Raw genomic sequence first — 14,405 nt, forward strand, 5'->3', positions numbered from 1 at the left:
GGCTGGCGAGGGCTTCGCGATGAGAAGCACTGATCAGTACGACCCGTTCAACCTGCAACGTTTTGTCCAGGCCCAGGATTCGGTATTCGAGCGCGTGCAACGCGAACTCGATGAGGGCCGCAAGCGCAGCCACTGGATGTGGTTTGTCTTTCCGCAGTTCGCCGGTCTGGGCGGCAGTGAAATGTCCCGGCGCTTCGCCATCGGTTCGGCCGAGGAGGTCCGGGCTTATCTGGCTCATGAACTGCTCGGCGCACGCCTGCGGACTTGCACGCAGTTAGTGCTGAAGGTGCAACAGCGTTCGATTGCGGAGATTTTCGGCCATCCCGATGACCTGAAATTTCATTCCTCGATGACGCTGTTCGCCCAGTTTGCCGCTGAAGACAGCGTGTTCAATCAGGCGCTGGAACGCTACTTCCACGGCATTCTCGACGAATGGACGCTGCAACTGCTCGACTCAAAACAGGCCCAGTTGCCCCCCGATCAGGGTTGAGAAATCGTCGTCGACAAACGGCAGAATCGCGTCCGCCACCGGTTGCAGTTGCCGGGTGATGTAGTGGTCGTAGTCGATCGCGGCGCGGCGCACTTCCAGCGGTTCGGGACCTGCCAGGGTGATGACGTAGCTGATCCAGCCGCCATTCTGGTACTGCCGCGGGCGCCCGTGCTGGGCGTTGTAGTCATCGGCCAGCCGCGCCGCGCGCACGTGGGGCGGCACGTTGCGCTCGTAATCGTCGAGAGTGCGGCGCAGGCGCTTGCGGTAGACCAGTCGATCGTCGAATTCGCCAGCGAGGGTTTTACGCACATAGTCGCGCACGTAATCCTGATAGGGCTTGCGCTGGAAGATCCGCTCGTAGAGTTCCTGCTGAAATTGCCGGGCCAGCAGCGACCAGTCGGTGCGCACGGTCTCCAGGCCTTTGTAGACCATTTCATCGCTGCCGTCGGCGCGGGTGACGAGGCCGGCGTAGCGCTTCTTGCTGCCCTCCTCCGCACCGCGAATGGTCGGCATCAGAAAGCGTTTGTAGTGAATTTCGAATTGCAGTTCGAGGGCGCTTTCCAGTCCGTATTCATCACGCACATGCGCGCGCCACCAGTCGTTGACGTGCTTGACCAGCGCATGACCGATGCTCGCCGCCTCTTCCTGTCCGTGCGGGCGACGCAGCCAGACGAAGGTCGAGTCGGTGTCGCCGTAGATCACCGCGTGGCCCTGCTCTTCGATCAGCTTGCGCGTGCGCAGCATGATTTCGTGGCCGCGCAGGGTGATCGATGAGGCCAGCCGCGTATCGAAGAAGCGGCAACCACTGGAACCGAGTACGCCGTAGAAGGCGTTCATGATGATTTTCAGTGCCTGCGACAGCGGTGCGTTGTGCTCGCGCTTGGCGGTCTCGCGGCCCTCGGCAACGCGCGAGACAATCGACGGCAGGCAGTGACGGGTGCGCGAGAAACGCGCACCACGAAAACCCGGCACCGAATCGGTATCGTCCGGGTGCTGCAAACCTTCGATCAACCCGACCGGGTCGATCAGAAAGGTACGAATAATCGACGGGTAGAGACTCTTGTAATCGAGCACCAGCACCGATTCGTAAAGCCCCGGTTGCGAGTCCATAACGAAACCGCCGGGGCTGGCCTGCGGCGGATTGGTGCCGAGGTTCGGCGCGACAAAACCCTGTCGGTGCATCAACGGCATGTACAAATGGGTGAACGCGGCGACCGAGCCGCCGCTTCTGTCCGCCGGCAGTCCGGTGACACTGGCGCGCTCGAGCAGGAAGGTCAGCAGCTCGGTCTTGGCAAAGATCCGCGTGACCAGTTCGCAGTCCTTGAGGTTGTACTTGGCCAGCGCCGGTTTGTCCTCGGCGAACATGCGGTTGATTTCGTCCATGCGCTGGTACGGGTTGTCGATGGACTTGCCTTCACCGAGCAGGGTCTGCGCGACGTTTTCCAGACTGAACGAGGGGAAACTCCAGGTCGCCGAGCGTAGGGACTCGATACCATCGATGATCAGCCGCCCCGCTGCCGAGGCGAAGTAGTGATTGCGGCTGCCGTGTTCGCGCCATTGCATCTCTTCGCCGCCCCGACCGATCTTCAGCGGCACGCCAAGGCGTCGCGCGTGTTCGTGGAGAATGCGTAGATCGAACTGCACGACGTTCCAGCCGATGATTGCGTCTGGGTCGTGGCGGGCGAACCAGTCATTGAGCTTCTTCAGGATGACCGTGCGCGAGTCGCAGTACTCGAGGTCGAAGTCGACGATGCTGTCATCGCCGTTCGGCGCGCCAAGCATGTACACCTGACGTTCGCCGCAACCTTCGAGGGCGATCGAATACAACTCGCCGGTTTCGGTGGTTTCGATGTCGAGCGAGACCAGCCGTAGCGTCGGTCGGTAATCGAGGTCAGGTTTGAGCTGGGCGTTGAGCAATACGCCGTCGGCATCGGGCGTACCGCTGAACCGCACCGGCGCGGTGATAAAGCGCTCCATCAGATAGCGCTCCGGCGGGCGAACGTCGGCTTCGAAGACGTCGACACTGTTGCGGTTGAGCGCGGTTTCCAGGCGCATCAACTGGACGTGTTGCTGGCAATACAGACCAAGCACCGGGCGATGTTCGAAATCCTGCAGGGCCAGCGGGCGCAGTTCTACATTCTTTTCATCGTGCAGCAGGCGTTCGGCCGCTGCGCGCTGCTCGGCGGGGATAAACGCCACCGACGGCTGATGCGGCAGGCGCACACGGCGCGGCCCGGCGTCGGTCGCCAGCCAGAACTCGACTTCGGTGCCGGCCGGGGTATCGCGCCAATGCCGGGTCAGGACGAAGCCCTGCGGTAAATCCACCACTGCAACCTCAGGAATTGAATCAGAGAGGCATTCTACGCGGCATTGCCTGGGATGACTCTGGCGATAAATAGCCACCCGCCACGGAAAAACCCGGCAAATGACGTTTTTTGCGTGTTATCTGCCGCTTTGCCACCTTGCCCTGCGCGCTTGCGTCTACGATGCTTGGATAACAACGACAACACCTGAGTAACCGCCATGAAGACCGTCGCCCAACTGCTCAAGCTCAAAGATCAGAAAAATCAGGAAGTGCACCAGATCAAGCCTGATCACATGGTGCTCGAAGCGCTGATGAAGATGGCCGAGAAAAACGTCGGCGCCTTGCTGGTGGTCGAAGACGAAAAAGTGGTCGGCATCATCAGCGAACGGGACTACGCGCGCAAACTGGTGCTGCATGGCCGCTCATCCGTAGGCACGCCGGTGCGCGACATCATGGTGGCGAACGTGATCACCGTGGACACCCATCAAACCGTCGATACTTGCCTGGGCATCATGTCGGACAAACGCCTGCGCCACTTGCCGGTGGTCGAGAACGGCAAGCTGATCGGCTTGCTGTCGATCGGTGACCTGGTCAAGGAAGCGATTGCCGAACAGGCAGAGCTGATCAAGCAGCTGGAGCAGTACATTCGCGGGGAATAAAGCCCGTCCTCCTCATGATCGTTCCCACGCGCAGCAAAGGAATGCCTCCTGTGACGCTCTGCGTCACGCTTTGGGACGCAGAGCGTCCCGGGCTGCGTTACCACGCAGAGCGTGGGAACGATCACCTCTGTCAGGACGGCCAATGCCGGGCAAAGACCGGTGCCAGCACCGGGTGCCGGTCAATCCGCTGCAACCACGCATAAAACCCCGGTCGCGTCTGACGCAAATGCTCGCGGCTGCCCGCCCAGCGCGTCACCACTGCCGCCAGCACATCCAGTGCCCCCGGCGTTTCGTCATCCAGATACAGCTCGGCAGAAAACTGGTCGGCAAACACCTCCCAACTCCAATGCAATCGCTCACGCGCTCCGGTCACCAGATTCTGCCGCGAGGCTTCGTCAGGCATCAGCAGCCAGCGCTCCGGATAATCGATGACGCCGATCGCCGCATAACAGTTGCTGACGATGTAGACCAGACCGCGAATCGCCTGATCACGGTCATCCGCCTTGGTCGGCAGCAGGCCGGACTTGGGAAACGTCAGGCCCAGATGAATCAGGATCGCCGCGCTCTCGGTGATGGCGCTGCCATCGGGCAGTTGCAAGGTCGGTATCTGTTTGAGTGGATTGAGCTGGGCCAACGCCTCGGCGGCTTCGGTGCTGGCCTCGATATCAATGAAACGGTAAGCGATCTGGCACAGCTCCAGCGCCGCTTCGATGGCGGCTGCGCCCGAATTTCTGTGCCCATAGAGCTGGTACATATCCAATCCCCCCGAAAAGACCATTGCCACAGGGTAGATGGCTGTAGCGTGGATGTAGAAAAATTCTGCCTGTGTATCGGTTTTGGCACGGTTTTCCCATGCACTCGCGACTTGCGAATTCAAACCTCGCAAAACAGCGCTGGCGGTGCTCATCCCGCACCAAGAGCAATCATCGAACGCTATCCGCGTTCTTGTAAGGTGCGATACCGAACCAAAAGTTCGCGTATCCGAGCTGGCAACAAGGAGTTCACCGCGTGAATCTTCAAACGCTCTGCCGTACGCCCCTCTCTTTGCTTCTTCGTGCACAACGCCGAGTTCATCTGAACAGTCCCGGCGGCCAACGCACTTACTTTATTACCTGACGCAGCCACCAAGCACTGTATTCGGCGATGACGTATTCGCCGACAGCAGCGTGCTATTTATTTTTTAAATATGACTCGAAAGATTATTGCCCAGCCTCTGTATTAAACGATCAAAAAGAGGATTGTCGAACAATAACTTCCAATGACTTTACAAATGCACCAAAACCGCTCCAGCGACTTCAACTATCAAGCATTGCAGACATTGATTCCATTTAAACAAGAACAAGGAACATGCCCCGTGACCCGCTAAAACATTGACCCGCACCAAATCGGTCCGCCGCGCACCAGCAAGTGCCCAGGCCGCAAGCCACGCAGCCGCTCTATCCCGCCAATCAGCCGGATACCGCGTACAGCCTGACTCGCCTCTGAAAAAGCTCCGTTAACCGGAGTAACGGGAATCCGTGTGCCAGAGAAAAACCACGGCGATGGCAAAACTTATATAAATGCGACATGGGTAACACTGATGAAATAACCGCTCTACATTTCGGCAATATCTGGCACAGCCGTTGCAAAACAGAATTCGAGTAATCAATTGCAGGAGCTGCCGAAGGCTCGGGCCGCGATCGGACGATCTTTTGATCTTGATCTTTAAAGGCAGAATCAAAAGATCGCAGCCTTCGGCAGCTCCTACATAGAACAACACCAGGGAATGGCTAATGAATGTAGAAAGTCGATGGCGCTAAGCCCGTAAGTTTGCACAAGCCTTGTTAACCGGATAGTTCAACTAACTATCGGCTTCTGCTCACCTTGAAGAAAGTTGCACCCACCCACTCGAACATCCCCCGGATGTTCGGACGGCACCTTATTGCCCTTCATCCACCCGAGGGAGCTTTAATGAACGATGCGGTAAAGCACAGAACCCTGCCGGGGCCGTTGCGGGAAGCTCCAGTTCCGCCGCCACCGGGCAGGCTGGCGTTTAAAGCCAACACGTCGCAACCCGGCGGTCTGAATAAACAGCAGATGGTGTTGCTGGTGGCTGTGTCGGCGCTGATACATGGCGGCGCCTGGTGGTTTCTCCAGCAATCCAAAACAGAGCCACTGCCAACGCCGCCGCAGATTCCGGAAATGACCGTCGAGCTGACCAGCCCGACGCCACCGGCACCACCCACCCCGGAACCGCCGCCGCCTCCTCCGCCACCACCGCCGGAACCTGAACAACCGGTGGAAGACGAGGACGCGGTCAAGCCACCGCCAAAACCGGTGGAGAAGCCCAAGCCGATCGAAAAACCGAAACCGGTCGAGAAGCCGAAACCGGTGAAAAAGGTCGAGCCGCCGAAAGCTCCACCGGCCCCGGCCGCACCCGCTGCACCCGCTGCCCCGGCCACCCCGAGCGCACCGCCGGCACCTGCCGCTGCACCGGGTCCGGTCAAGGAATCGGCGGCGATTTCCGGCCTCGCCAGTCTCGGCAACCCGCCACCGGAATACCCGTCGCTGGCGCTGCGGCGCAACTGGGAAGGCAGCGTGGTGCTGCGCATTCAAGTGCTGGCCAACGGTCGCGCAGGATCAGTGACGGTGACCAAATCCAGCGGTAAACCGCAACTGGATGACGCGGCTGTTGCCGCCGTGAAGAACTGGAAATTCATTCCGGCCAAACGCGGTGACACGCCGATCGACGGCTTTGCCACCCAGACCATCGATTTCAAATTGCCGCAATAACCGAATGCTCAATCAACGCACAACCGAATAACGCAAGCGAGGTATCACCATGAACGATTTGTCTTCGATGATTGTCCCCGGCGTGCTCTGGGGTCTGGTGCTGTTTTCCGTGGTCAGCTGGGCGATCCTGCTGGTCAAGTCGGCGCAGTACCTGCGGCAGAAAGCGCAGAACAAACAGTTCACCAAAGCCTTCTGGGGCGCGCCGGATCTGCTCACTGCCGCCGAACACGCCAGCCAGTATCCGGGCTCGCTGGCGCGCATCGCCAGCAGCGGTTTCGAAGCGCTGCTGGTGGAGGATTCGCCGCGCACCACGCAGCAACTGGCGCACACCATCAACCGTTCGGATCGCCTGGAACGCAACCTGCGCCAGCAGATCCAGAAGGAACGCCGCTCGCTGGAAAACGGCCAGGCGATCCTCGCCAGTATCGGCAGCACCGCGCCGTTCATTGGTTTGTTCGGCACCGTGTGGGGCATCATGGAAGCGCTGAAAAGCATCGGCGAAACCGGCTCCGCCAGCCTTGAAGCAGTGGCCGGGCCGATCGGTCACGCGCTCATCGCCACCGGTGTCGGTATCGCCGTCGCCGTACCGGCGGTGCTGATTTACAACTTCTTTCTGCGCCGACTGAAACTGGCCTCGGCGGACATGGATGACTTCGCCCACGACTTCGACGCCCTCGCCTCGCGCAGCGCGTTTTCCATCAGCCGTCAGGCCATCGCCAGCAAAACCACTGCCGCCGTGCGGGAGGCCAGCTGATGTCTTTTTCTACCCAAGACAGCGATGAAGTGCTCAGCGAAATGAACGTCACGCCACTGGTCGACGTGATGCTCGTGCTGCTGGTGGTGTTCATCGTCACCGCGCCGCTGATGACCAACGCGATCAAAGTCAACCTGCCGAAAACCGATGCCGTCGCCCCCGCCGAAAAGAAAGACCCGGTGGTGGTCAGCGTCGATCAGGACGGCAAGTTCTATCTGGCCAAGACCGAGCTGGCGCCGGAATCGCTGGAAGCCAGCCTCAAAGAGGTCAAGGCCAAGGACGCCGAAGTCCGCGTGCAGCTGCAGGCCGACTCCGCCGTCAATTACGGCCAGGTGGCCAAGGCCATGGCGTCTATCGAACGCTCGGGTATTACCAAAATATCGGTGATGACCACCCACTGAGTGCGGTGGCGGGCGCGCCTTGAGAGACGCGTCCGCTACCGCTCGCTGAATCCTGTCGCAATCGGCCGACCGAAAAAACGCCACGCGTCTTCGGAGGGGATCGGCTTGCTTGAAGAAAGTGGTTTTCCGCACGCGGTATCACCGATAGCGGAGCAATGAGGGGCTCACAAGGCCAATTCGATAACGTCTAAAAAGTCGGAAATAACCATGCTGATGAACACTCCACGCTTCACGCTCAAACCCTTGGTGGCAACGATTTCTCGCCACCGTTTTGTTCCGTTGTATCTGGTGGCCATGGGGATGGGCGCCGGGACTGCGCAGGCGGCCGAGAACGACAACACCAGCGTCCCGGCGGCTGCGGCGGTGGTGGCGCCGACCACGCAACTGCAACGGGTCGAAGTGACGGGCTCGGCGATTCGCCGGGTCGATGCGGAAACGGCGGTGCCGATCACCATTCTCAAGGCCGAAGAACTGCGCAAACAGGGCGTGACCACCACCGCCGAACTGGTGCAGCGCATCACCGGCAGCCAGTCGATCAACAACAGCGCAGGCTCCGTGGGCGCAGCCACTGGCGGCGCCTCGTTCGCCGATATGCGCGGCATCGGCGCGAACAAGACGCTGGTGCTGCTCAACGGTCGACGCCTGGCCAACAACGCCTTGTCCGGCACCAACTCGGCCGGCGGCGCGGTGGATCTGAACATGATCCCGTTTGCCGCCATCGAGCGCGTCGAAGTGCTGCGTGACGGCGCCTCGGCCCTGTACGGCACCGACGCCATCGGCGGCGTGATCAACTTCATCACCAAGAAATCCCTGACCGACGGCCAGTTGACCCTCGGCGGCGAAACCCCGACCCACAGCGGTGGCGGCGCGACCAAAGACATGAGCGCCAGCTGGGGCTACGGCGACCTGGAGGAAGACCGCTTCAACGTGCTCGGCGTGTTCAATTACAACAAGCAGCAGAACCTCGACGCCAACGACCGCTCTTTTGCAACTGACTACGCGCCCGGTCGCGGTCTCGATCAGACCTCGGGCACCGCGTTCCCCGGCAACTACAGCCAGAACGGCAACGCGACCAACCCGTTGGCCAACAGCAATTGCAACGGCCCCAACCTCATAGCCCGCGACGGCTTGTGCCGCTTCAGCACCCGTGAATTTATCGATCTGGTGCCGCAGACCGAGAAGACCTCGTTCTTCGGCAAGACCACCGGCAAGCTTGGCGACGATCACAACGTCAACCTCGAATACTTCTGGTCGCGCAACAACAACGCGACGGCGGTCGGCCCTGCCCCGTTGACCGGTCTGAGCCTCGACGGTTCGTCGCCCTACTACCCCGGCAATGGCATCACCCCGGCGCCCACCGATTTCGCCCTCGACCCGACCCAACCGGTCGATGTGAACTGGCGCGAAACCGCTGCCGGCCCGCGTGAATCGAAAGACCAGAACACCAGCCAGCGCTTCCTGCTCAGTTTCGATGGTCTGGTTGGCGGCTGGGATTACAACGTCGGCGCCTCGTACAACCAGAACAAAATCGTCTCCAGCGTCACCAGTGGCTATGTCAGCGATCAGGCGATGATCGCCGGTCTGGCCAGCGGTCTGCTCAACCCGTTCGGCCCACAATCTGCCGCCGGTCAGCAATACATCGATAACGCGGCGTATCACGGCGCCTATTCCACTGCTGTGGGCCGTGTAGCCGGTTTCGATGGTCGTATCAGTCGTGAAATCGGCGACTGGTTCGGCGCCGGCCCGTCCGGTCTGGCCTTGGGCGGCGAGTACCGCAAAGAGAAATTCCACCAGGACTTCGAGTCGTTCGCTGGCGACATCCAGAGCCTCGGCATCGACCCGGCCGGCAGCGTCGAGGGCGACCGCAGCGTCAAAGCTGCGTATGCGGAAATCAACGTGCCGGTGCTCGACAGCCTCGAACTGTCCGCCGCCGTGCGTCACGACAAATACAGCGACTTCGGCAGCACCACCAACCCGAAATATTCGTTCCGTTACCAGCCGTTGAAAGAGCTTGTGGTGCGTGGCGCTTACAGTGAAGGCTTCCGTGCGCCGTCGCTGTACGAGCTGTATTCACCGCGCAGCATCACCTTCACCCAGGGCTACTACAACGACCCGGTGCTGTGTACCGGCGGTGTGGTGCAACCGGGTGGCAACGGCGGCCGCGATTGCGGTCAGCAGTTCCTCAACCAGATTGGCGGCAACGAAGATCTGGCCCCGGAGAAGGCGCGCAACGTGACCCTCGGCTTCGTCTATCAGCCGATCAACAACCTCTCGGTAGGTCTGGATTTCTGGTGGATTCACATCTCCAACCAGATCCAGCCGTTCCCGGAATCCACCGTGTTTGATCAGGCCGGCTCCTACCCGGATCGCTTCGTGCGCAACGCCGACGGCACGCTCAACTACATCGTCACTGGCAACGCCAACCTCGGCATCGTCGAAACCAACGGTGTCGATGTGTCGCTGGATTATCGCTTCCCGAACACGCCGTACGGCCAGTTCGGTCTGGGCCTGCAAGGCACCTATGTTGACGAGTACGACTTCCAGAGCACCATCAAAGGCCCGTTCACTGACAAGGTCGGCGACTTTCAGGGTGACGGCGTGATCGCGCGCTGGAAACACAACCTCACCGGCAGCTGGACCTTCGGCGCGGCGCGGGCGGCGCTGACCAACCGCTTCACCACGGGTTACAACGACTACGACCGCGACACCCACGCGCGCGTGGCGTCGTATTCGGTGTGGGATCTGTCGGCCGGCTACACCTTCAACAAGGTGCTGGATGTCGATGCCGGGATGAAGAACGTGTTCGACCGCAACCCGCCGTTCTCCAACCAGGCCTACAACTTCCAGAGCGGCTATGACCCGCGCTACACCGACCCGCTGGGCCGCACGTTGTTTGCGCGCATGACGTACCACTTCTAACCGGAAACAGAACACATCGCCCTGTGGGAGCGAGCCTGCTCGCGAAAGCGGTGGATCAGCAAGAGAGATGTCGGCTGACTAGACGCCTTCGCGAGCAGGCTCGCTCCCACATTGGGTCCGTGGACTTTCAGGGATTTTCAGGAGTGACTTCATGAGTTTTTTGCGCAATATGGCTGGCCTGCTGCTCGGCAGTGCGCTGCTGTGCACCGGCACCTTGGCGCTGGCCGCTGGCAGTTATGCGCTGACGGTGTACGGCGAGGCGCCGAAGTATCCGGCGAACTTCCAGCACTTTGATTTCGTCGAGCCCAAGGCGCCCAAGGGTGGTTCACTCAGTCGCGCGTCGATGGAGATCGGCCAGTACAACTACATCAGCCCGTATGCCGATCAGGGCATTTCCGTGGTGCAGGTCAATGACTGGGTGTATTCGCCGCTGGCGTTCCGTTCACTCGACGAGCCGTACACCGTTTACGCACTGGTCGCGCAGCAGATCGAGCGCGACCCCGAAGGCTTGTGGGTGCGTTTCACCCTCAATCCAAAAGCACGTTTCGCCGACGGCACGCCGATCACTGCCGAAGACGTGCGCTACACCTTCAACCTGCTGATGACCAAGGGCAGCCTGAGTTATCGCCAGCAATACGCCGACGTCCAGGACGTGTTGATCGAAGGCCCGCGGCAGGTGCGTTTTACCTTCAAGAACAACCTCAACCGCACCTTGGCGCTGGACCTGGCGACGATGCGCATCGTCCCCGAGCATTGGTGGAAAACCCGCGACTTCGCCAATGGCGGCGGTTTCGAGCCACCGCTGGGCAGCGGTCCGTACCGGGTGAGCAAGGTCGACGCCGGGCGCAGCATCAGTTTTCAACGCGATCCGGACTGGTGGGGCAAAGACCTGCCGGTCAGTCGCGGCATGTACAACTTCGACACACTCACGGTGAACTTCTACGGCGACACCGACGTCGCCCGGCAACTGCTGCAGGCCGGCGCATTCGACTACAACCGCGAGTTCTCCTCGTCCGGTTACGTGGTCGGCTACGACAGCCCGGCACTGCGTGACGGTCGCTTGCAGCAGTCGATCCTCGCCCCGGACAAACCCACTGCCGCTCAGGGCTTCGTGTTCAACCTGCAGAACCCGTTCTTCAAGGATCGCCGGGTGCGTCAGGCGATCAGCCTGCTGTGGGATTTCGAGTGGACCAACAAACAGATGATGCGCGGCTTCTACGTGCGCCAGAACAGCTTCTGGCCAAAGAGCGAAATGGCCGCCACCGCCCTGCCCGACGCTGAAGAATTGAAGATCCTCGAACCGCTGCGAGGGCAGGTTCCCGACGAGGTTTTCACCACGGTGTATGAGGCACCGAAAACCGATGGCAGTGGCTACATCCGCGACAAACAATTGCAAGCGCTGAAGCTGCTCGCCGAAGCCGGCTGGACGCCGCAACACAATCGTCTGGTCAACGCTGCTGGCGAACCGCTGGAGTTCACCTTTCTCGACGGTCAGGGCGGCTTCGACCGCATGTTGCTGCCGTTCAAACGCACCCTCGCGCAGATCGGCATCACGCTGAATTTGCGGCGCATCGATTCGGCGCAATACATCAACCGCCTCAACGCCCGCGACTACGACATGATCGTCGTCGCTTTCCCGCGCAGCGGCGATCCGATCGTCTCTCCCGGCCGCGAGTTGTACAGCCTGTACGCCTCGCAAAGCGCCACGCAAGTCGGCAGTTCCAACTCAATGGTGCTGGCCAATCCGGCGGTCGATCAACTGATTGACGGACTGGTCCAGGCCAACAGCCGCGAAGCCATGGTGCATTACGCCCGCGCCCTCGACCGGGTGCTGCAATGGGGTTACTACATGATTCCCAACTACTACTCCAAAGGCACGCCGACGGTGTATCAGAACCGCTTCGGCATGCCGCCCGTGCAACCGGCCTACGACGAAGGCCTCAACACCTGGTGGGAGGTATCGGCCAAGGCGTTGACCACCCAGCAGATGCACAGCCAGCTCGCGGGGGGCCAGTGACATGCTGCGTTATCTGAGTCGACGTTTGCTGCTGATCATCCCGACGCTGTTGTGCATTCTGGTGGTGAATTTTCTCATCGTGCAGGCCGCGCCGGGTGGGCCGGTGGAGCAAGCCATCGCTCGTTTGCAAGGTTTCGGCGGTCACAGCATGGGCGGCGGTGGCGAGGTTGCTGCGGTTGGCGGCGCGGGTCGCAGCAGCCGTGGCCTCGACCCGGCGCTGATCGAGGAGATCAAACACCACTACGGCTTCGACAAGCCGATGCACGAACGCCTGTGGCTGATGCTGAAAAACTACGCGCAGCTGGATCTGGGCAGCAGTTTCTTTCGCGGCGCCAAGGTCACTGATCTGATCGTGCAGAAATTGCCGGTATCACTGTCGCTGGGTTTGTGGGCGACGTTGATCACTTACCTGATTTCCATTCCGCTGGGCATCCGCAAAGCGATCAGGAACGGCAGCGCGTTTGATGTCTGGAGCAGCACGGCGATCATCATCGGCTATGCGATGCCGGCGTTCCTGTTCGCGATTCTGCTGATCGTGGTGTTCGCCGGTGGCAGCTACGTCAACTGGTTCCCGGTGCAGGGGCTGGTCTCGGACAACTTCGACAGCCTGAGCACGCTGGGCAAGGTCGGCGACTACCTCTGGCACCTGGTGCTGCCGGTGACGGCGCTGGTGATCGGCGGTTTCGCCACATTGACGATCCTGACAAAGAACAGCTTCCTCAACGAGATCAGCCGCCAGTACGTGATCACCGCGCGGGCCAAGGGGCTGACTGAGAGGCGCGTGCTCTACGGCCACGTGTTTCGCAACGCCATGCTGTTAGTGGTGGCCGGTGTGCCGTCGGCACTGATCGAGGTGTTTTTCGCCGGTTCCTTGCTGATCGAAACCATCTTCAACCTCGACGGCCTCGGGCGCATGAGTTACGAGGCAGCACTGTCGCGGGATTACCCGGTGGTGTTCGGTGCGTTGTTCCTGTTCACCCTGTTCGGCCTGTTGATCAAGCTGATCGGCGACCTTTGCTACACCCTGCTCGACCCGCGCATCGACTTCTCGGCGAGGACTGCCTGATGTTCACTCTTTCTCCCCTTGGTCAACGTCGCGTTGCGCAGTTCAAGGCCAATCGGCGCGGGCGCTGGTCGCTGTGGCTGTTTATCGGTCTGTGCCTGATTTGTCTGGGCGGTGAGTTGATCGCCAACGACAAGCCGTTGGTGATCCGTTACCACGACGCCTTTTACTTCCCGATCCTCAGCGATTACCTGGAAACCGATTTCGGTGGCGAGCTGCCGTTTCAGCCGGATTACGCCAGCAGCTATGTTCACAAGCTGATTGAGGATCAGGGCGGCTGGATGTTGTTTCCGCCGATCCCGTTCAGCTATGACACGGTCAATTACGACCTCAGCGAACCGGCGCCGAGTCCGCCGTCATCGAGCAATTGGCTGGGCACCGATGATCAGGCGCGCGATGTGTTGGCGCGGGTGATTTTCGGCACACGGATTTCGATTCTGTTTGCGCTGATTCTCACGGGTATCAGTGCGTTGATCGGCATCGTTGCCGGGGCGTTGCAGGGTTATTACGGCGGTTGGGTCGACTTGCTCGGGCAACGGGTGCTGGAGATCTGGTCGGGGTTGCCGGTGCTGTACCTGCTGATCATTTTGTCCGGGTTTGTCTCGCCGAGTTTCTGGTGGCTGCTGGGGATCATGGCGCTGTTTTCCTGGCTGGCGCTGGTCGATGTGGTGCGCGCCGAGTTTCTGCGTGGACGCAATCTGGAATACGTCAAAGCCGCGCGAGCGCTGGGCCTGACCGACAACGAGCTGATGTGCCGGCACATCCTGCCCAACGCGATGACCTCCACCCTCACCTACCTGCCGTTCATTCTGACTGGCGCGATTGCGACGCTGACTGCGCTGGATTTTCTTGGCTTCGGCATGCCGGCCGGTACTGCTTCGCTGGGCGAATTGATCGGTCAGGCCAAGCGCAATCTGCAAGCGCCGTGGCTGGGGCTGACGGCGTTTTTTGCCCTGGCGCTGATTTTGTCGTTGTTGGTTTTCATCGGTGAAGCTTGCCGTGATGCATTTGATCCCCGGAGCTGA

The 14,405-nt window shown here is 60.5% G+C and carries 11 protein-coding genes; 9 read left to right on the plus strand and 2 right to left on the minus strand.

Annotated features, from left to right (window positions below):
- Positions 1-19: 19 nt before the first annotated feature.
- Positions 20-490 (plus strand): DUF1810 domain-containing protein, encoded by a 471-nt coding sequence (locus QOM10_RS19340; RefSeq protein WP_127929042.1) that lies wholly within the window; start codon positions 20-22, stop codon positions 488-490.
- Here QOM10_RS19340 and QOM10_RS19345 read toward each other — a convergent pair.
- Positions 455-2,815: a DNA polymerase II gene (locus tag QOM10_RS19345; RefSeq protein ID WP_316916768.1), complete on the minus strand. Its 2,361-nt coding sequence runs from the start codon at positions 2,813-2,815 to the stop codon at positions 455-457. The two genes, QOM10_RS19340 and QOM10_RS19345, sit on opposite strands and share 36 nt — an antisense overlap.
- A 198-nt stretch (positions 2,816-3,013) precedes the next feature.
- Here QOM10_RS19345 and QOM10_RS19350 point away from each other — a divergent pair, with 198 nt between their 5' ends.
- Positions 3,014-3,454 (plus strand): CBS domain-containing protein, encoded by a 441-nt coding sequence (locus QOM10_RS19350; RefSeq protein ID WP_007918278.1) that lies wholly within the window; start codon positions 3,014-3,016, stop codon positions 3,452-3,454.
- 130 nt (positions 3,455-3,584) lie between these two features.
- Here QOM10_RS19350 and QOM10_RS19355 read toward each other — a convergent pair whose 3' ends face one another.
- Positions 3,585-4,208, minus strand: coding sequence for a glutathione S-transferase (locus QOM10_RS19355; RefSeq protein ID WP_150751162.1), 624 nt, complete (start codon positions 4,206-4,208; stop codon positions 3,585-3,587).
- Positions 4,209-5,404: 1,196 nt separating this feature from the next.
- On the opposite strand from QOM10_RS19355, the gene QOM10_RS19360 reads away from it, so the two are divergent.
- The 7 genes from QOM10_RS19360 (at position 5,405) to QOM10_RS19390 (ending at position 14,405) form a co-directional block, all read left to right on the plus strand.
- Positions 5,405-6,226, plus strand: a complete 822-nt coding sequence (locus tag QOM10_RS19360) for an energy transducer TonB (protein WP_316916769.1) — start codon at positions 5,405-5,407, stop codon at positions 6,224-6,226.
- 67 nt (positions 6,227-6,293) lie between these two features.
- Positions 6,294-6,980 carry a MotA/TolQ/ExbB proton channel family protein gene (locus QOM10_RS19365; protein ID WP_371857975.1) on the plus strand — a complete coding sequence of 229 codons (687 nt, stop codon included), beginning with the start codon at positions 6,294-6,296 and terminating at the stop codon, positions 6,978-6,980.
- Positions 6,980-7,381 (plus strand): ExbD/TolR family protein, encoded by a 402-nt coding sequence (locus tag QOM10_RS19370; RefSeq protein WP_007918272.1) that lies wholly within the window; start codon positions 6,980-6,982, stop codon positions 7,379-7,381. Before QOM10_RS19365 ends, QOM10_RS19370 begins: the two co-directional genes overlap by 1 nt.
- 207 nt (positions 7,382-7,588) lie before the next feature.
- On the plus strand, positions 7,589-10,300 hold the full coding sequence (locus tag QOM10_RS19375) for a TonB-dependent receptor (RefSeq protein WP_316916770.1): 2,712 nt from the start codon (positions 7,589-7,591) through the stop codon (positions 10,298-10,300).
- A gap of 151 nt (positions 10,301-10,451) precedes the next feature.
- A complete protein-coding gene (locus QOM10_RS19380; protein ID WP_316916771.1) occupies positions 10,452-12,317 on the plus strand; it encodes an extracellular solute-binding protein in 1,866 nt (621 codons plus the stop codon).
- Between the two features lies 1 nt (position 12,318).
- The gene (locus QOM10_RS19385) at positions 12,319-13,383 is read left to right on the plus strand and encodes a microcin C ABC transporter permease YejB (RefSeq protein WP_316916772.1); all 1,065 of its coding nucleotides are present in this window, start codon (positions 12,319-12,321) and stop codon (positions 13,381-13,383) included.
- Positions 13,383-14,405, plus strand: coding sequence for an ABC transporter permease (locus QOM10_RS19390; RefSeq protein WP_077573741.1), 1,023 nt, complete (start codon positions 13,383-13,385; stop codon positions 14,403-14,405). Before QOM10_RS19385 ends, QOM10_RS19390 begins: the two co-directional genes overlap by 1 nt.

This window comes from Pseudomonas sp. P108, assembly GCF_032613195.1.
GTDB lineage: Bacteria > Pseudomonadota > Gammaproteobacteria > Pseudomonadales > Pseudomonadaceae > Aquipseudomonas.